Genomic DNA, 17,077 nt, shown 5'->3' with positions numbered 1-17,077 from the left:
TCGCCATGACTAAATCACAATGAAGTTGCGAATGGTCTGCGTAGTATTGGCAGACATATTAAATAGAGGATCGCGCCGACAATCCAAACCCAACCGTTCCATGCCCCGGCGGTGGCAGAATAGAGTGCTGTGAAGCCAAGCGGTCCTGCGATAGAGCTTAGATTGGTGAGGCTCGTTAGCGTTCCTTGCAAAGCCCCTTGCTTGTTACTGCTGACATTGTTTGAGAGCATTGCCTGCAAGGCCGGCATGCCAACACCCCCGGCGGCAAGCAGCAACAGAATCGGGAACACCATCCATCCCTGCGTGGCAAAAGCCAGAAGAACGAAGCCAGTCGCATCCGCAGCCATGCCAAACAGCAGCGTGCGCCGCTCTCCAAGCCGGCTTGAAAGCGGGCCGGTAACAAACGCTTGGAAGATCGCATGTGTTGCCCCAAACGCCGCGAGCGACAAACCAACGGTCGCGGTGTTCCACTGAAAACGGTCCTCGCCATATATGACCCATAGGGCTGCAGGCACTTGGCCGATCAGTTGAATAATGAAGAAAACTGCGAAAAGCGCACCTAGCCCGCGCAATGCATCATCCAGCCGTAACAGAACGAATGGTTTGATGCGAACCGGCTTTCCGGTCCCGCCATGGCTGTGATGAGTCTCCTTGAGGAAAATGCAGGCAAGCAGGAACGCGAACCCGTTGAGAAGGGCGGCGGCGATAAACGGGGCATGAGCAGAGATACCACCGAGCATGCCACCAAGTGCTGGCCCGGCAATCATGCCCGCCCCATAACAGGCCCCCATGTAGCCGAACCAGCGTGCGCGAGAACCTTCCCCCGTCGAATCGGCAATGGTTGAGGCTGCTACAGCTCCGGTTGCGCCCGTGACGCCGGACACGAGTCGGCCGATATAGAGCACCCATAAGACCGGCGCTGATGCCATAATCGTGTAATCGACTGCGGCTCCTGCAAGAGAAGCCAGAAGTACCGGACGCCGACCGTAAGAATCCGAAAGCTGTCCAAGCATGGGCGCGAAGACGACCTGCATCAATGCATAGAGCGACAGCAAGGCACCATAGTGTCCAGCGACCTGCTCTGCTGGCACAAGCTCACGCAGAAGCGTCGGAAGGACGGGCATGATGAGGCCGAGACCCATGGCGTCAAGACCCACGATCAGCAGGGCAATGATGGCAGAGCTGCGCACCTGAAACTCCAGCGCCGCTCAATGGAGCGACTTTATCAACGATAAGGAGATGGAAATATAACTTATCGGTGATAAATTGTCAAGCACTGGCGAAGGAACGTGAATGACCAAACTGGACAAGGGCACCGTGATCGCGGCGGCGCTAGAGCTGTTGAACGAGGTTGGCATGGACAGCCTGACGACGCGGAAGCTCGCTGAACGCCTCAAGGTTCAGCAGCCTGCGCTTTACTGGCATTTCCAGAACAAGCGAGCGCTGCTTGATGCGCTCGCCGAGGCGATGCTGGCGGAACGCCATACCCGCTCGCTACCCGAAGAGAATGAGGACTGGCGGGTGTTCCTGAAAGAGAATGCCCTGAGCTTCAGAACGGCGTTGCTCTCTTATCGGGACGGCGCGCGTATCCATGCCGGCACTCGACCGACAGAACCGAATTTTGGCACCGCCGAGACGCAAATACGCTTTCTCTGCGCGGAGGGCTTTTGTCCGAAGCGCGCCGTTTGGGCGCTCCGGGCGGTCAGTCACTATGTGGTCGGTTCCGTTCTCGAGCAGCAGGCATCTGATGCCGATGAGAGAGTTCCGGACAGGCCAGATGTGTCCGAGCAAGCACCGTCGTCCTTCCTGCACGATCTGTTTCACGAGTTGGAAACAGACGGCATGGATGCTGCGTTCAACTTCGGACTCGACAGCCTCATCGCTGGTTTCGAGCGGCTGCGTTCATCTACAACAGATTAGAGGCTTATGCCCCTTTGCCGCCCCAACTGCCACGACACCGATCCGCTTTGCACGATGCCCATGACCTCACGGCCGAGCTGGCGGTCGATGACCGGCCGCCACGGGACAAGGGAAATGAGCGGTATCTTGCCAGACAGGATACCGCCATTCACGAGGTTTCGAAGATTATTGCGCCGCATCGGAGCGGGCTTGCTTCCAGTCGTCGGCTAGACGACTGGCGACTTCTCGGTGGCAGCATCACGGGATCGAAGGAGCGCCAGCCCCAACGACACCAGCACTGCCATTGCCGTGGCGTAACAAATCACGGGCCACGCTGTATCGCCGTTTAACAGCGTCACCGCCAATGTCCCGACGATACTGACTATCAGGCTTTGGATGCAGAAGTAGAACGCAACCGCTGATCCAGCGATGTCGTCGAACTGCGCAAGTGCGCCGTTGGCGGTAACGGACACCGTGAAGACAATGCCGACCGCGACAACCCACATCGGCAGGATGAAGCTGAAAAATGACGGCGATCCGAAAAGTTGGCCGATCCCCAACAGGATCGCGCCGGAAACGAGCAACGCCATCCCGCGCGCTACGCATCCCGCGATACCCCATTTGGCAACGAAGGACTTTGCGAAGCGGGTTGTCGTGACCATGACCAGCGCGACAGTCGCGAAGGCCAAGCTAAATCCGATCTCGGAATAGCCGGCTTGGCCTATGAGAACACGGGGGGCTGTCGAGAAGAAAACGAAGAATGTGCCCATGCCGGCACTAAATCCGACCGTGTAAACCCAAAAGGCCGGACTCGCGAAGATCGGCAAAACAGATCGTTGCGTTCTGGCCTGATCCAACGGTCGGGTTTCATGCCACCTGAAACTGGCGTTTAAGAGTGCGAGCGAAGCCAGTGCAGCCAGTGTGATGAAGATCGCCTGCCATCCCCAAAACTCGCCGATCAGCGCACCGGCTATAGGGCCGAGCGCAGGCACGAACGCCAGCATCGAACTGAAAAGGCCGTAGATGACGGCACCTTCGGGACGATTGGCATATACGTCGCGCACGGTCGCGAAGGTGGCCACCAGCATGGCCGATGCTCCAACAGCCTGAACCAGACGAAACGCAACAAAGGCTAATGCAGTTGAAGAACAAGCCGCTCCCAGAGACGCAGCAACGAAAGCCGTTGCGCCTACAAGCAGGATCGGCCGTCGCCCGACGCGATCGGAGAGTGGCCCAAAGATCACTTGGCCCACACCGAGCATCACCATGTAGAGGCTCAACGTGAGTTGGATTATGGATGGAGTCGTGTTCAGGACGCCCGGCATCGCCGGAACGACTGGAAGATAAATATCCATCGCCAGCGAGGCGAGGATGTCGAAGGGAGCCATAAGCAGCAAGGCTGCCGGCAGCGTATAGGCCCACGCGGGGCGTGTGGTGGTCATGACGAATCAACCGCTCGATTAAGGATACCGGGCAGCGTCTGCTCGTCAGCAATCAGATGGGATTGGTCTTACAGAGCGCCGCAACAACAATTCTGATGTTGCGGCTTACTTGTCTGCTGACTTGGAATTTCCCATGCTGATGGCTCCACGATTACGAAATTGAATAGCAGCTCTTATCGAATTAGTTGTTGCGTTGCAATGCGGTATCGTTGGCTCCTATAGCCCCAACCCCCGCTGCCGCCCTAACTGCCACGACACCGAACCGCCCTGCATGATACCCGCGACCTCGCGGCCGAGCTGGCGGTCGATGATCGGCCGCCACGGGACAAGGGTGAACTCGTGGCTCTTTTCCACGATGGCGAACTTGCCGCTCGTTAGCTGGACAGTCCCGGTGAACTTGCCGCTGACACTCTCACCATCCTTGGCGGCGCGGAACGGCAGCGCCTTGCCCTCGGCCATCTCCGCACCGGCGCGCGCAACTTCCCGCTCGCGCAGGGTGGCGAGAAGATTGCGCCGGTAGAAGATTCGGCCGTCCCTGTTGCGCGTGGCGTCGCGCTGTTCGATATGATGCTCGCGGCGCTGGTCCATGGCTTCGCGGACCTGTTGCCCGAAGCCGGTCGGCGCAAGGTCGGCCGTTTCGCCATGGACCAATCGCCGGTCCATCCCCGGATCGAGGATGAGCCGGTCGGCAGCGACCCCGCTCCGTCGCAAGGCGGAAACCCGCGCCTCGAAGAACCGCACAATCTCGTCGAGCGCGTCTTCGGGTCGAAGGTGACCGGTGCGGGTGGCGATGCCATCCCGCTGCGCTGAGTGCATAACCACCAGCCTGCAGTCCGCCTCAGCAATATCGGGATAGAGCGCAGGGTCAGGAAATCCTTGGATATCGTTCAGGTAGCCCACGCCGCGCTTGAGCGCATAGCGCTGGGTTTCCGGTTGGAAGCTGTCGATTGAAACACGGTGCATCTGATCGGACAGGGCGTCTAAGAGCGGCGCAATACGTCTGATCTCATCGGCCGGCGATACAGGCCTCGCGTCCGGATGGCTGGCGGCCGGTCCGACATCCACGACGTCTGATCCGACTCGCAGCATTTCGATCGCCGCGGTGACAGCGCCGGCGGGGTCTAGCCGCCGGCTCTCATCGAAGAAGGAGTCCTCGGTGAGATTCAGAATGCCGAACACCGTCACCATGGCGTCGGCCTCCGCAGCGACTTCCACGATGGGGATCGGGCGAGCAAAAAGGCAGCAATTATGAGCCCCATACCTACAAAGCCCCACGCATCAAGCTTTTGCCCATGAAGCAACCAGGCAATGGCTGTAATTATGACGACGCCGAGTCCCGACCAGACTGCATAAGCAACACCGACAGGGATGGATTTCAGAACCAGAGAAAGAAAATAAAATGCGATGCCATAACCGATTATGACAACGGCGGAAGGGGCAAGCTTAGTAAAGCCCTCGCTAGATTTTAATGCGGATGTTGCGATTACTTCGCCAACTATTGCGATAACAAGAAAAAGCCAGCCTTTCATGATATATCTCCCAATTTGTGTAGGGCTTATTATGCACGCTTAAAAATAATAAAAGCAGACTTGACCTGATAGTTTGGCTGTGAGCAATTATGTGCTTAGTGCATCTAACGCATAGTTAGGCATCAGATGCCCTCGGCGCGGGTCGATGCACTTTTCGCACATGCCGCTCAACGCAAGATTCTCTCAATCGTTGCTTTGGCATATCGAACGAACGCGGCCGTCTCTTCGACGCGCATTGCTAGGTCGTCGTCCTCGCTACCCAGGTACGCCGCGCGTGCCTTGCAGATGAGGGGCCGATGCTCGGCAGGCAAACGCTCCGATACCCATGCGGCAGCAACGTCCTTAGGAGCAATGAGACCAGTTGAAGCGCTGTACCAAATGCGAGCAAGAGCAAGAACGACGTTCCGCTCGTCACCCTTCCAATCCGACTCTGCATTCCACTGGGCAATAGTGTCGAAAAGCGCCTTGGAGAAATGCTCCTTCGGCACCGGCTCGAAAAACGTGGCTGCGGATGGGCCTAGAAGCGCAAGGCTGTGTTGCCTCGCCTTGGTCAGCAAAATCGCAAGATCGTGATCCAGAACGGCAGGCTCGAACGTTCCGGAAAGGATGTCGTGGCGGAGCCACTCACCGAACTGAAGCTCACGCCGCGCCGGATAGCGCCAAGGCACTACTTCGCTTCGAGCGACAACAGTTAGCTCCAGCGGTCGCCATGTTCCGCCATCGCCTGGCGGTGATGAGACTTTCAGCAAATCGAGCATTAGCGCCTGCCGGAGCGAATCGTTAGGTGCGGCGCTGACGGTCACGAGCAAGTCTATGTCGCTGTCCGGCTTCAGCCCTCCATCGATCGCAGATCCGAACAGGTGGATTGTGTCCAGTGTCGCAGCCAGATGGCGCTCGATCACCGCGCGAGCGTGGGACAGCTGCTTGAAAACTTGTGCAGGGAAAAATTCACCCATGATGCCTAACGCCTGAAATAAGCCGTGCCGCGAAGCGGCATCGGCTTGATTGAATTGTTAGACGGCAAACTCGAGCCAATACTTGTGCAGGCCAACAATATTAGACGAGCACAGCATGGGCATTGCCGCTTTGATCTTCTCCAGTGACCAATTCCACCACTCCATCTCCAGAAGCAATGAAATTTCCTCATCGGTGAAGCGTTTCTTAATCTTCTTAGCGGGATTGCCGCCAACGATAGCGTAAGGCTCCACATCTTTTGTCACCAACGAGCGGCTGCCTATCACCGCACCGTGCCCGATCTTGATTCCGGGCATGACCATTGCCTCAGAGCCGATCCAAACGTCATTGCCAATGACAGTATTACCTGCTTTTTGGAAGGCATCGAGTGCGCTTGAGAATGCAGGTTCTTCCTGCATATAAAAGAACGGGAAAGATGATGCCCAGTCGTACCGATGCCCCTGATTGCCAGCCATGATAAAGGAAGCCCCACTCCCGATAGAGCAGAAACTACCGATGATCAACTTATCAACGTCATCACGGTCCGGAAACAGATACCGTGCGCAGTCATCGAATGAGTGCCCATGATAGTAGCCAGAGTAATAGCTGTACCGCCCAACTTTGATATTGGGGTTCTTCACTTGCTCAGAAAGCAGCTTGCCTTTGAAGGGGCTATCAAAGTAGTTGGTCATAAGAGATCCCGCGGTCTGTGACTTTGCCGTCTAACGCAAAGCTAAGGGGCGGCTACAAGCGGCGCGCAAAATGCGAAGCATGCGCCGATTGGAGACGTCCAGTGGCGCAGCCACGGCCTTGAGCGCCTTGTTAGCCACCAATGATGATACCTTCACTTGCCATGATTTTCGTTGGAATGGATTTTCTTGACGGCAACTTACTCTCATTGTCTATGTCCATGTTAAATGCAAAAAAGTAAACCTCAGTTCCTTTTTCTACCCAACCAACCCACCAAGCGACACCAGGATTTGATTCTGTGCCCACACCGGAATACCCGGTTTTTGAATGCACTATATATTCTGGAGTTGCTTCTGTAACTATTGCCTCTTTTACTATAAGTTGGTTTGCTTTAGATGCTGGCAAATTATTTAGGTAAAGCGACTCTAAAAATTTAACTTGATTGACTGCTGAGATTCTAAGCTGACCTTCTAGCCAAAATTTGTCAATGCCTCCGCCTATATTGGCGTTGCCATATGAAAAAAGGTTAAGGTATTTTTGCATTCTTTTTTTGCCAATGTCTCTGGCAATTTGTTGAAATACCGGAACAGCAGAAACTTGTATAGCGCCCCTTAGCGTTAAGTCTTTTTCCCATTGCTTCATGGCTCTGGGCTTGCCGTCCCATTTGAAAACCTGCCGCGCATCTTTTATGGCGCCGGTTTCAAGGCCTATGAGAGCATTGGGAATTTTGAATGTTGATGCTGGAATATAGGCCGTAGATGCACGTGTTGCATTATTTGTTGTACAGGAATTACTACTGCTTTTACAAAGTACAAAAACACCATGCACTGATTCACTGGAAAATTCTTTATTCCAAGCTAAATTTTCAGAAATAGACTCTGAAAGTGCAGTGCCTGCAAAAAATACTAGAACTAAATATGCGGCTATGGTTTTCATGGTACCTTGGTGGCTAACGCCTGAATTAAGCCGACCCGCGAAGCGGGTTCGGCTTGAATGAACTGTTAGGCCACAGCCAGAGTTGCTCGCACATAGCTTGCTACTTTGCTAGCTGAGCCCAGACGGGTCGAACCTCGATCGTCGCTGCTTCCGCCATGGGGTGCTTCGATGCAAGTCTGACTGCTTCATCAAGGTCTTTGCATTCAATCAGTTCATAGCCGCACATTTGCTCTTTGGAGTCAGAGAAAGGCCCAGTGGCGATATTTTCCTCGCCATTACGAATTCGCACGGTTACTGCATCGGAAGCTGGCTGGAGCGGATTGCCGTATACACGAATGCCCTTCTGCTCCATGCCGACGATCCAAGCATGAATATTTTCAATCAAGGATTCGGTAGGCCGAAAACTATCGTCATGGCTGATAATCATGAGGAACTGCATAGATGTCTCTCCTGTGGTCTAACGTTTGACATGAGGGCGGCCAAGGGCGCCAGCCCTTGGACGTCCCCCTCGATGGAAGGGTTAGGCATCACTGCGTGTTCGCTCGAATGCCTGGCGTGTTTGAACCATGTACACGGCTGGACCATCTGGGGTGGTTACGGTACCTTGCCTCTCAAACCCCGCTTTCTCGTAGCATCGGATCGCTCGCAAGTTGCTCGGCGACGGGTCCGTTTGGATCTTGGTGACCTCGGGATCATTGAACAGCAACTCAACCAGAGCTCGAACCAGCTTGGTTCCCAAGCCTTTGCCCAGTTGTGATGCATTCGCCAGTGACTGGTCTATTCCGCGTACTCCTGGATCGGTTTCTTCTTCCCACCATCCGTCCCCGCTTCCAAGAGCAACGTACGACTGGGCATACCCAATCGGCTCTCCATTCAGCATTGCAATGTATGGAGTGACGGACTCTTGCGCTAAAACGCTTGGCAAGTACTGTTCCTGTACGTCAGCAAGTGTCGGGCGTGCTTCTTCTCCGCCCCACCACTCGACGATATGAGATCGATTTAGCCACTCATAGAGCATCGCAAGGTCATGCTCAGTCATGAGGCGCAGTGTGACGGAATCGTTGCGGTTGGTCACGATGCTGTACTTTGTGATGCCTAACGCCCGCCTCAACTGCCGGAGGTTAATGGCGCCTTTTTTGCAGCTCCATCGCAAAAAAAGGTGACAGTAACCGGAGGTCAGATTGCAGGCGCTTGTTAACTCTTTTGCCAGATTTGATAACAATAGTTAATGTTAGACTCGAAATCTTGCTCAAATACCAACTTGAATGTATCTGGGATTTCAGGAAAAACTATGTCTCCATCTCGCTCGATGTCGACTGTTGAAATATGCAAAGTATCTACTTTGGAAATCAAGCTTTTGTATATTTCACCACCACCAGAAACGATAACATGATCCGTGATTTCCTCTAAATTTATTAAGGCATCCTGAATTGAGGAGAAAACCATTACACCCTCATCATTCGTAGAAAAATTAGAGCGAGTTACAACTGCATACTTTCGATTTGGGAGAGCGCCCATTGACTCAAAAGTTTTGCGTCCAACTAAAAGCCATTGATTATATGTAATTGCCTTAAATAGAAGTTGCTCGCCTTTGGCGCCCCATGGAATATCTGGTCCATTACCGATAATACCGTTCTTCGACTTGGCAGCCATTAGTGATAACTTCACGATTTCTCCCTCGAGTTAACTTTGTTTTAGGGCGACTGCCCTGCTGCGTAACATCGTTGCTGCTCCATAACATCAAACATCGACCCACGGCGTAACGCGCTTGCTGCTTGGATGCCCGAGGCATAGACTGTACAAAAAAACAGTCATAACAAGCCATGAAAACCGCCACTGCGCCGTTACCACCGCTGCGTTCGGTCAAGGTTCTGGACCAGTTGCGTGAGCGCATACGCTACTTGCATTACAGTTTACGAACCGAACAGGCTTATGTCCACTGGGTTCGTGCCTTCATCCGTTTCCACGGTGTGCGTCACCCGGCAACCTTGGGCAGCAGCGAAGTCGAGGCATTTCTGTCCTGGCTGGCGAACGAGCGCAAGGTTTCGGTCTCCACGCATCGTCAGGCATTGGCGGCCTTGCTGTTCTTCTACGGCAAGGTGCTGTGCACGGATCTGCCCTGGCTTCAGGAGATCGGAAGACCTCGGCCGTCGCGGCGCTTGCCGGTGGTGCTGACCCCGGATGAAGTGGTTCGCATCCTCGGTTTTCTGGAAGGCGAGCATCGTTTGTTCGCCCAGCTTCTGTATGGAACGGGCATGCGGATCAGTGAGGGTTTGCAACTGCGGGTCAAGGATCTGGATTTCGATCACGGCACGATCATCGTGCGGGAGGGCAAGGGCTCCAAGGATCGGGCCTTGATGTTACCCGAGAGCTTGGCACCCAGCCTGCGCGAGCAGCTGTCGCGTGCACGGGCATGGTGGCTGAAGGACCAGGCCGAGGGCCGCAGCGGCGTTGCGCTTCCCGACGCCCTTGAGCGGAAGTATCCGCGCGCCGGGCATTCCTGGCCGTGGTTCTGGGTTTTTGCGCAGCACACGCATTCGACCGATCCACGGAGCGGTGTCGTGCGTCGCCATCACATGTATGACCAGACCTTTCAGCGCGCCTTCAAACGTGCCGTAGAAGGCACTGTTGCAAAGTTAGCGATGAGGCAGCCTTTTGTCTTATTCAAAGGCCTTACATTTCAAAAACTCTGCTTACCAGGCGCATTTCGCCCAGGGGATCACCATAATAAAATGCTGAGGCCTGGCCTTTGCGTAGTGCACGCATCACCTCAATACCTTTGATGGTGGCGTAAGCCGTCTTCATGGATTTAAATCCCAGCGTGGCGCCGATTATCCGTTTCAGTTTGCCATGATCGCATTCAATCACGTTGTTCCGGTACTTAATCTGTCGGTGTTCAACGTCAGACGGGCACCGGCCTTCGCGTTTGAGCAGAGCAAGCGCGCGACCATAGGCGGGCGCTTTATCCGTGTTGATGAATCGCGGGATCTGCCACTTCTTCACGTTGTTGAGGATTTTACCCAGAAACCGGTATGCAGCTTTGCTGTTACGACGGGAGGAGAGATAAAAATCGACAGTGCGGCCCCGGCTGTCGACGGCCCGGTACAGATACGCCCAGCGGCCATTGACCTTCACGTAGGTTTCATCCATGTGCCACGGGCAAAGATCGGAAGGGTTACGCCAGTACCAGCGCAGCCGTTTTTCCATTTCAGGCGCATAACGCTGAACCCAGCGGTAAATCGTGGAGTGATCGACATTCACTCCGCGTTCAGCCAGCATCTCCTGCAGCTCACGGTAACTGATGCCGTATTTGCAGTACCAGCGTACGGCCCACAGAATGATGTCACGCTGAAAATGCCGGCCTTTGAATGGGTTCATGTGCAGCTCCATCAGCAAAAGGGGATGATAAGTTTATCACCACCGACTATTTGCAACAGTGCCTTCAAACCAGTGACAGCATTACTCATTCAATCTTGGAACTCATCAACAATATGTTGATTGATCTTCTGGCAACAATGGCCCGCCTAGACAATGAGAAACGTATAGAACGTATTAAGCAGGGCCTGGCACGTTCGGGTTACAAACCAACAGGCAAGAAGGCAAATGAGGCTAAACATAAACGAATAAAAGAATTGCTAGTAGTTGGCAATATGACTAAGGAAGAAATTGCCAAAGCAGTGAATTGTGGAGTTGCAACTGTCTATCGAGTTGCTAAAGTTATCTAAAAGAGGCTTATCTCAACGCGCCCCCAATGGGGCACCGCTGCATTCAGGTTACTTCACATAAGAAATTTTATGTTAAATGATTGTTAGAAATGCCCCTTGATCGAGGCATTTTCTATAAAGAATACTAAAAACTAATTAAAGCCAACCAAGTTTCAAAACAAGGCAGTTCTCAGCAATCATATTTTTAAATTATATAACTCCCAACTGAGCTTTTGCTCCAACGATAAGGCTTTCATTTTGAGTTTCTAAGGCAAATAAACCATACATCAAAGGAGAGGCCGCTGCTCTTTCTAAAGTCTGTTCATATAGTTTATTCCAAACTTTACCCCCTAGTTTTTCATACTCGATGATTAGAGTTTTGAGGCTTTCTTCTCCAAACAAAGTTACATGCCCAGCAAAATCAATCGCTGGGTCATCTATATGGGCTGTTGACCAATCAATAACGCCTGAAACAGCTCCATCCTTTGAAGCTAGTACATGCCCAGCATATAAATCGCCATGTATAAATTGGGTGAAATCTGCCCATAGAACATCATTATCCAACCATTTTCTGTAGCGGGTTTCCAATTGCTCACTTATACCAATTTCAGATTTTACTAACTGCAAATTGTTTGCTATTTCAGGTCTTAAATCTGAAGGTTTCATAATTTTCAAATCATTTTCCCGAACTTCTTTTTCAGGAATACTATGGATTTCAAATAAGGTTTTTGCCAAAGATGTTATGTATTTCGGGCTATCTTTGTCCATATTCCAAATTATTTCATAGGTTTCAGCATCCAAATTTAAAACAGGATTATCTTTAAGTATGGGATAAGCCACTAATTCTGTAGATGAAATTCTCCAATCAGGAACCTCTACAGAAAGATGTTTTTTTACCAATTCTAAAATGCGTTTTTCTTTCTTGATTTGTTCCCTCATGCCATCACGACGAGGAATACGCAGCAACCATTGTTGCCCCTTTGTATCAAGAGCAAAAACGACCTTAAAATCAATGCCCATTTCATTGAAATTCATTTTGTCCGTAAGCAACAAGCCGTGTGCTTCAGCAAGTGATTGAATATCTTGAATTGTCATTTTTAATTTCCTTTAAAGAGTTCAATAATTAATGTTCGGATTAGATTGGCTATCATTAACAATCTCTCTCAAAAGTCTTGATGATTTTGTGGTCTTTGATCTCGTAGATAATGTCAGCAATATTATCGACCAATTGCTTGTCATGAGATACGAAGATAATAGTTCCTGCATAGGACTTCATCATTGTTTCTAATGCGGCAATACTTTTTAGGTCAAGATAGTTTCCTGGTTCATCCATAAGCAAAATATTATATTTTCCTAAAAGCATTTTGGATAAAAGCAGTTTGATGATTTCACCTCCCGATAAGTCGGATAAGTTTTTTTGAATATCATTCGCTCCGATCCCCATTGAAGCCAATACTGCACGAATTTCCGCAACTGTGTACTCGCACTCTTCCTGCATAAAGGAGAGCACAGATTTATGCGTGTTAAATTTATATCCTGTTTGTGTAAAGTAGCCAATTTCAGCTTTTGGAGATATGGTTAATCCATCAGCACGTTCTGATATCATTTTTAACAAGGACGTTTTCCCTGTTCCATTCGATCCAGTTATAGCGACTTTAGCGCCAAGCGGTATTATAAAGTTAGCGTCATCAAAGATAGTACGGCTACCAAATTTTAAGCTCAGACCATCTGCCGTAATCGGGAACTTATTGTGCAGTTCTAGGGCTGAACTTTGACGAAAACGAATAGAACGCAAATGCTCTGGTGCTTGAATATCTTCTAATGCAGCCAAACGCTTTTCCATACTCTTAGCTGCCTGATACAGTTTTCTTTGCTTGGTGCCAGTCATTTTTGCATGCCCAAGTCGTCCAGCACTTTCGGTAGAGTTTTTGGATTTTTCTCCTTTTTTCTTATTGTCTAATCGATTAGCTTGCTGGCGTTTTTCTTGCACAGCAGATTCTAATCGCTCCCGTTCCTTCATCATCAGCTCATATTCTACGGCTTGGTGTTGTCGCTCTTCTTCTTTTTGACGCAAGTAATCCGAGTAACCACCCCAATATTCCGTAATTTTACCGTCTTTTAACTCCCATATCTTGTCTACAACCATATCAAGAAAATATCGGTCATGACTGATAACAAGTAATGCTCCATCAAATGCTTTAAGTTGACCAATAAGTAGATCTATTCCATTGAGATCAAGGTGGCTGGTTGGTTCATCCGCTAGAATGCCATGTACTTGTTGGGAAAATGCGGCAGCAATTTTTGCACGAGTTTCCTCTCCGCCACTCATTGTGTCGTTTTGTACATTGGAAACACCAAGGCGAGATAACATTGCCCGGTCTTCGACCGTTTCTATTTCGATTCCGCCCAGTTGGCTGATATGTGCAAAATCACCAAAACGCTGTAATGTCGCTTCGGCTAAAACAATTTCGCCATTAAGTACTTTGAGTAAACTACTCTTTCCTGCTCCGTTATCACCCACAAGACCAATACGGTCATAAGAGTGAATTTCCAATTCATCAATATCCAAAACATCACGCCCAGCATAATCCAAGCGTATGTTTCTCGCTTTAATAATTAAACTCATTTTTATTTACTCCTGTTTAGCTCTTGAAATTTTTTATGCAGCAAACAGGATTTAGGTGAAAACAAAAGCTAGCATCACAGTGTCCTCCCAAAAAAAAAGCTATTCATCCACAGGGTGGACAAATAGCTAGTCAATTAAGTTATAACTGGAAACTATGCACTAAAAGCATACTTATAAATTAAGCATACTTTTACTTTATATATCCGCATATATTCTTAAAGACACAACAAAAGCCCACCATTATAAAATAGTGTCACTATGCAAATAGTTGTGTCTTAACGAATGCGGATAGAATGCATAAACTTACCTAAAAAATAAAATTCAGTTTTATGATAACTTTACTGTTAAAAGAAGTCTAGACAACCTTGTTTTATGCTTGGATATAAGGCTTATTTTAGGCACTGTTGCAAAGTTAGCGATGAGGCAGCCTTTTGTCTTATTCAAAGGCCTTACATTTCAAAAACTCTGCTTACCAGGCGCATTTCGCCCAGGGGATCACCATAATAAAATGCTGAGGCCTGGCCTTTGCGTAGTGCACGCATCACCTCAATACCTTTGATGGTGGCGTAAGCCGTCTTCATGGATTTAAATCCCAGCGTGGCGCCGATTATCCGTTTCAGTTTGCCATGATCGCATTCAATCACGTTGTTCCGGTACTTAATCTGTCGGTGTTCAACGTCAGACGGGCACCGGCCTTCGCGTTTGAGCAGAGCAAGCGCGCGACCATAGGCGGGCGCTTTATCCGTGTTGATGAATCGCGGGATCTGCCACTTCTTCACGTTGTTGAGGATTTTACCCAGAAACCGGTATGCAGCTTTGCTGTTACGACGGGAGGAGAGATAAAAATCGACAGTGCGGCCCCGGCTGTCGACGGCCCGGTACAGATACGCCCAGCGGCCATTGACCTTCACGTAGGTTTCATCCATGTGCCACGGGCAAAGATCGGAAGGGTTACGCCAGTACCAGCGCAGCCGTTTTTCCATTTCAGGCGCATAACGCTGAACCCAGCGGTAAATCGTGGAGTGATCGACATTCACTCCGCGTTCAGCCAGCATCTCCTGCAGCTCACGGTAACTGATGCCGTATTTGCAGTACCAGCGTACGGCCCACAGAATGATGTCACGCTGAAAATGCCGGCCTTTGAATGGGTTCATGTGCAGCTCCATCAGCAAAAGGGGATGATAAGTTTATCACCACCGACTATTTGCAACAGTGCCCCGTAGAACAAGCAGGCATCACGAAGCCCGCCACACCGCACACCCTCCGCCACTCGTTCGCGACGGCCTTGCTCCGCAGCGGTTACGACATTCGAACCGTGCAGGATCTGCTCGGCCATTCCGACGTCTCTACGACGATGATTTACACGCATGTGCTGAAAGTTGGCGGTGCCGGAGTGCGCTCACCGCTTGATGCGCTGCCGCCCCTCACTAGTGAGAGGTAGGGCAGCGCAAGTCAATCCTGGCGGATTCACTACCCCTGCGCGAAGGCCATCGGTGCCGCATCGAACGGCCGGTTGCGGAAAGTCCTCCCTGCGTCCGCTGATGGCCGGCAGCAGCCCGTCGTTGCCTGATGGATCCAACCCCTCCGCTGCTATAGTGCAGTCGGCTTCTGACGTTCAGTGCAGCCGTCTTCTGAAAACGACACTGTAGCTGCCCTAAGACAGCAGTGGATGCATCTATCCATCAGGAGGGCAAAACTGGTATCATTTGTGGCCCAAATCGGACATCCGAACTGGGGAAACCCGTTATTAATCAATGGGTTGGATGCGCGGATTTGTTCCCTTCACCCGCTCCAGCTTATTCAAGCTGTTGATTTTTAAGAGTTTTTTGCCGATTTTCTCAGTTGGGTGTCCCACTTTGGTGTCCCACCTTGATAAAAGTCCCACGGCTCAAGCTCAATCGCTTCGGTGTCTTCTGCCTTCGTGTCATCTACAAAGATGAATACGGCAAGAGAAAAGAGACCCTTCAAAGCCTCAACACCAAAGACCCGAGGATTGCAAGGGTTCTTGCTTTACAGTTCAACCTTGACCATGAGTTGAGGCGAAGTGAAGCAATGAGCTATAAGAACAAAGCGTCCATAGAAGAACTTGCCAAGCGGCTCAAAAGTTCTTCACGCAATCAGACCTACACGATTGACCTTCAGCAAGGGGTAATCCCCCCGCAGTTCCAGCGCCCTGAGAAGTAGAGACTCTCCCAGGAGAATCTCTACCATGAAGAAATCACGTTTCACTGACAGCCAGATCATCGACGCACTCAAGCGAGCAGAGGCTGGCCTGACGGTCCCAGAACTCTGTCGTGAACTGTGCATCAGCTCGGCGACGTTCTACAAGTGGCGTGCCAAGTTCGGCGGCATGGATGCGCCACTCATGGCTCGTATGAAGGAGCTGGAAGAGGAGAATCGGCGCCTGCGCAAGATGTACGTCGAGGAGAAGCTCAAGGCGGAGATCGTCTCGGAAGCTCTCTCAAAAAAGTGGTGAAGCCATCTCGCAGACGTGAGATGGCTCAGCGAGCAGTGCAGCAGCACGGCGTGTCGATCCGATCTGCCTGCCAAGCATTCCAGATTAGCCAAGCCTGCTATCGCTATGTTGCCCAGCGCAGCATGGAGGATGACGAGATCGTCCAATGGCTGCTGCGTCTGACCGACAACAACCGCAACTGGGGCTTTGGTTTGTGCTTTCTGTATCTGCGCAACGTGCGTGGCTTTACCTGGAACCACAAGCGTGTCTATCGCATCTACCGGGAATTGGAGCTGAACCTACGTATCAAGCCACGCAAGCGCTTGGTGCGCGAGAAGCCTGAGCCGCTCACGGTGCCAGAGCACTGCAACGAAGTCTGGTCGATGGACTTCATGCATGACCAGCTTGAAGATGGCCGCAGCATACGGCTGCTCAACGTGATCGATGACTTCAACCGTGAGGCCTTGGGCATTGAGGTGGATTTCTCACTGCCATCGCATCGCGTGATTCGAGTCTTGGGCCAGATCATGGCCTGGCGTGGAAAACCACAGGCGATACGTTGCGACAACGGGCCGGAATACATCAGTGCTACGCTGCTGCACTGGGTCAGCGGGCAAGGAATCCGCATCGAACACATCCAGCCCGGTAAACCCCAACAGAATGCCTACGTGGAGCGTTTCAACAGAACAGTCCGCTACGAATGGCTGTCACAGTATTATTGGTTCGACCTCGACGAGATTCGGGAGTTCGCCACACAGTGGATGTGGCGCTACAACCATGAACGCCCAAACATGGCATTGGACGGCATCACCCCCACACAGCGGGTGGCCATGACCGCATAG

The 17,077-nt window shown here is 51.3% G+C and carries 19 protein-coding genes and 2 pseudogenes; 6 read left to right on the top strand and 15 right to left on the bottom strand.

The window, feature by feature from the left end:
• Positions 1 to 14: 14 nt before the first annotated feature.
• On the bottom strand, positions 15 to 1,190 hold the full coding sequence (gene tet(G), locus QMY55_RS12330; RefSeq protein ID WP_001257840.1) for a tetracycline efflux MFS transporter Tet(G): 1,176 nt from the start codon (positions 1,188 to 1,190) through the stop codon (positions 15 to 17).
• Positions 1,191 to 1,293: 103 nt separating this feature from the next.
• Here tet(G) and tetR(G) point away from each other — a divergent pair, with 103 nt between their 5' ends.
• Positions 1,294 to 1,920, top strand: a complete 627-nt coding sequence (tetR(G), locus tag QMY55_RS12325; protein ID WP_000163574.1) for a tetracycline resistance transcriptional repressor TetR(G) — start codon at positions 1,294 to 1,296, stop codon at positions 1,918 to 1,920.
• Here the strand turns inward: tetR(G) and QMY55_RS12320 are convergent.
• From QMY55_RS12320 to dfrA16, 10 genes and pseudogenes are all read right to left on the bottom strand, one after another.
• Positions 1,917 to 2,033 (bottom strand): annotated as a pseudogene (locus QMY55_RS12320) (DUF3363 domain-containing protein); the annotation flags it as partial. The gene tetR(G) and the pseudogene QMY55_RS12320 sit on opposite strands and share 4 nt — an antisense overlap.
• A gap of 93 nt (positions 2,034 to 2,126) precedes the next feature.
• Entirely contained in the window at positions 2,127 to 3,341 is a 1,215-nt protein-coding gene (locus tag QMY55_RS12315) for a chloramphenicol/florfenicol efflux MFS transporter FloR2 (RefSeq protein WP_000214125.1), read from the bottom strand.
• Positions 3,342 to 3,557: 216 nt separating this feature from the next.
• A complete protein-coding gene (gene folP, locus QMY55_RS12310) occupies positions 3,558 to 4,529 on the bottom strand; it encodes a dihydropteroate synthase (protein ID WP_000259026.1) in 972 nt (323 codons plus the stop codon).
• On the bottom strand, positions 4,523 to 4,870 hold the full coding sequence (locus QMY55_RS12305; RefSeq protein WP_000679427.1) for a quaternary ammonium compound efflux SMR transporter QacE delta 1: 348 nt from the start codon (positions 4,868 to 4,870) through the stop codon (positions 4,523 to 4,525). The genes folP and QMY55_RS12305 overlap by 7 nt, the downstream gene beginning before the upstream one ends.
• 167 nt (positions 4,871 to 5,037) lie before the next feature.
• Positions 5,038 to 5,826, bottom strand: coding sequence for an ANT(3'')-Ia family aminoglycoside nucleotidyltransferase AadA5 (locus QMY55_RS12300; RefSeq protein ID WP_000503573.1), 789 nt, complete (start codon positions 5,824 to 5,826; stop codon positions 5,038 to 5,040).
• Between the two features lie 57 nt (positions 5,827 to 5,883).
• A complete protein-coding gene (locus QMY55_RS12295; protein ID WP_000186237.1) occupies positions 5,884 to 6,516 on the bottom strand; it encodes a type B-3 chloramphenicol O-acetyltransferase CatB3 in 633 nt (210 codons plus the stop codon).
• Positions 6,517 to 6,646: 130 nt separating this feature from the next.
• Positions 6,647 to 7,450: an OXA-5 family class D beta-lactamase OXA-129 gene (locus QMY55_RS12290; protein WP_032492122.1), complete on the bottom strand. Its 804-nt coding sequence runs from the start codon at positions 7,448 to 7,450 to the stop codon at positions 6,647 to 6,649.
• A 100-nt stretch (positions 7,451 to 7,550) separates the two neighbouring features.
• Entirely contained in the window at positions 7,551 to 7,889 is a 339-nt protein-coding gene (locus tag QMY55_RS12285) for a YciI family protein (protein WP_011977801.1), read from the bottom strand.
• Between the two features lie 81 nt (positions 7,890 to 7,970).
• Positions 7,971 to 8,525 (bottom strand): AAC(6')-Ib family aminoglycoside 6'-N-acetyltransferase, encoded by a 555-nt coding sequence (gene aac(6')-Ib / locus QMY55_RS12280; RefSeq protein ID WP_283484581.1) that lies wholly within the window; start codon positions 8,523 to 8,525, stop codon positions 7,971 to 7,973.
• Positions 8,526 to 8,644: 119 nt separating this feature from the next.
• Positions 8,645 to 9,118, bottom strand: coding sequence for a trimethoprim-resistant dihydrofolate reductase DfrA16 (gene dfrA16 / locus QMY55_RS12275; protein ID WP_255162031.1), 474 nt, complete (start codon positions 9,116 to 9,118; stop codon positions 8,645 to 8,647).
• Between the two features lie 155 nt (positions 9,119 to 9,273).
• Here dfrA16 and QMY55_RS12270 point away from each other — a divergent pair, with 155 nt between their 5' ends.
• On the top strand, positions 9,274 to 10,233 hold the full coding sequence (locus QMY55_RS12270; RefSeq protein ID WP_015057121.1) for a class 1 integron integrase IntI1: 960 nt from the start codon (positions 9,274 to 9,276) through the stop codon (positions 10,231 to 10,233).
• On the opposite strand, the gene QMY55_RS12265 is transcribed toward QMY55_RS12270, so the two are convergent.
• Positions 10,124 to 10,828, bottom strand: coding sequence for an IS6-like element IS26 family transposase (locus QMY55_RS12265; protein ID WP_001067855.1), 705 nt, complete (start codon positions 10,826 to 10,828; stop codon positions 10,124 to 10,126). The genes QMY55_RS12270 and QMY55_RS12265 overlap by 110 nt on opposite strands.
• Before the next feature lie 95 nt (positions 10,829 to 10,923).
• On the opposite strand from QMY55_RS12265, the gene QMY55_RS12260 reads away from it, so the two are divergent.
• Positions 10,924 to 11,175 carry a serine integrase family protein gene (locus QMY55_RS12260; RefSeq protein WP_456064496.1) on the top strand — a complete coding sequence of 84 codons (252 nt, stop codon included), beginning with the start codon at positions 10,924 to 10,926 and terminating at the stop codon, positions 11,173 to 11,175.
• 189 nt (positions 11,176 to 11,364) lie between these two features.
• Here QMY55_RS12260 and QMY55_RS12255 read toward each other — a convergent pair whose 3' ends face one another.
• The 3 genes from QMY55_RS12255 to QMY55_RS12245 form a co-directional block, all read right to left on the bottom strand.
• Positions 11,365 to 12,249 carry an Mph(E) family macrolide 2'-phosphotransferase gene (locus QMY55_RS12255; RefSeq protein ID WP_000155092.1) on the bottom strand — a complete coding sequence of 295 codons (885 nt, stop codon included), beginning with the start codon at positions 12,247 to 12,249 and terminating at the stop codon, positions 11,365 to 11,367.
• 55 nt (positions 12,250 to 12,304) lie between these two features.
• Positions 12,305 to 13,780, bottom strand: a complete 1,476-nt coding sequence (gene msr(E) / locus QMY55_RS12250) for an ABC-F type ribosomal protection protein Msr(E) (RefSeq protein WP_000052512.1) — start codon at positions 13,778 to 13,780, stop codon at positions 12,305 to 12,307.
• Between the two features lie 449 nt (positions 13,781 to 14,229).
• On the bottom strand, positions 14,230 to 14,934 hold the full coding sequence (locus tag QMY55_RS12245; RefSeq protein WP_001067855.1) for an IS6-like element IS26 family transposase: 705 nt from the start codon (positions 14,932 to 14,934) through the stop codon (positions 14,230 to 14,232).
• A gap of 65 nt (positions 14,935 to 14,999) precedes the next feature.
• On the opposite strand from QMY55_RS12245, the pseudogene QMY55_RS12240 reads away from it, so the two are divergent.
• The 3 genes and pseudogenes from QMY55_RS12240 to QMY55_RS12230 form a co-directional block, all read left to right on the top strand.
• Positions 15,000 to 15,221 (top strand): annotated as a pseudogene (locus QMY55_RS12240) (tyrosine-type recombinase/integrase); the annotation flags it as partial.
• 428 nt (positions 15,222 to 15,649) lie between these two features.
• Positions 15,650 to 15,964, top strand: coding sequence for a hypothetical protein (locus QMY55_RS12235; protein WP_283484580.1), 315 nt, complete (start codon positions 15,650 to 15,652; stop codon positions 15,962 to 15,964).
• 25 nt (positions 15,965 to 15,989) lie between these two features.
• A protein-coding gene (locus QMY55_RS12230) for an IS3 family transposase (RefSeq protein WP_283488851.1) occupies positions 15,990 to 17,077 on the top strand; the annotation gives its coding sequence in 2 pieces (ribosomal slippage) (positions 15,990 to 16,242 and positions 16,242 to 17,077; 1,089 coding nt in all).

This window comes from Comamonas resistens (assembly GCF_030064165.1).
Classification (GTDB): domain Bacteria; phylum Pseudomonadota; class Gammaproteobacteria; order Burkholderiales; family Burkholderiaceae_C; genus Comamonas; species Comamonas resistens.
This window is presented reverse-complemented; position numbering and strand designations above follow the sequence as displayed.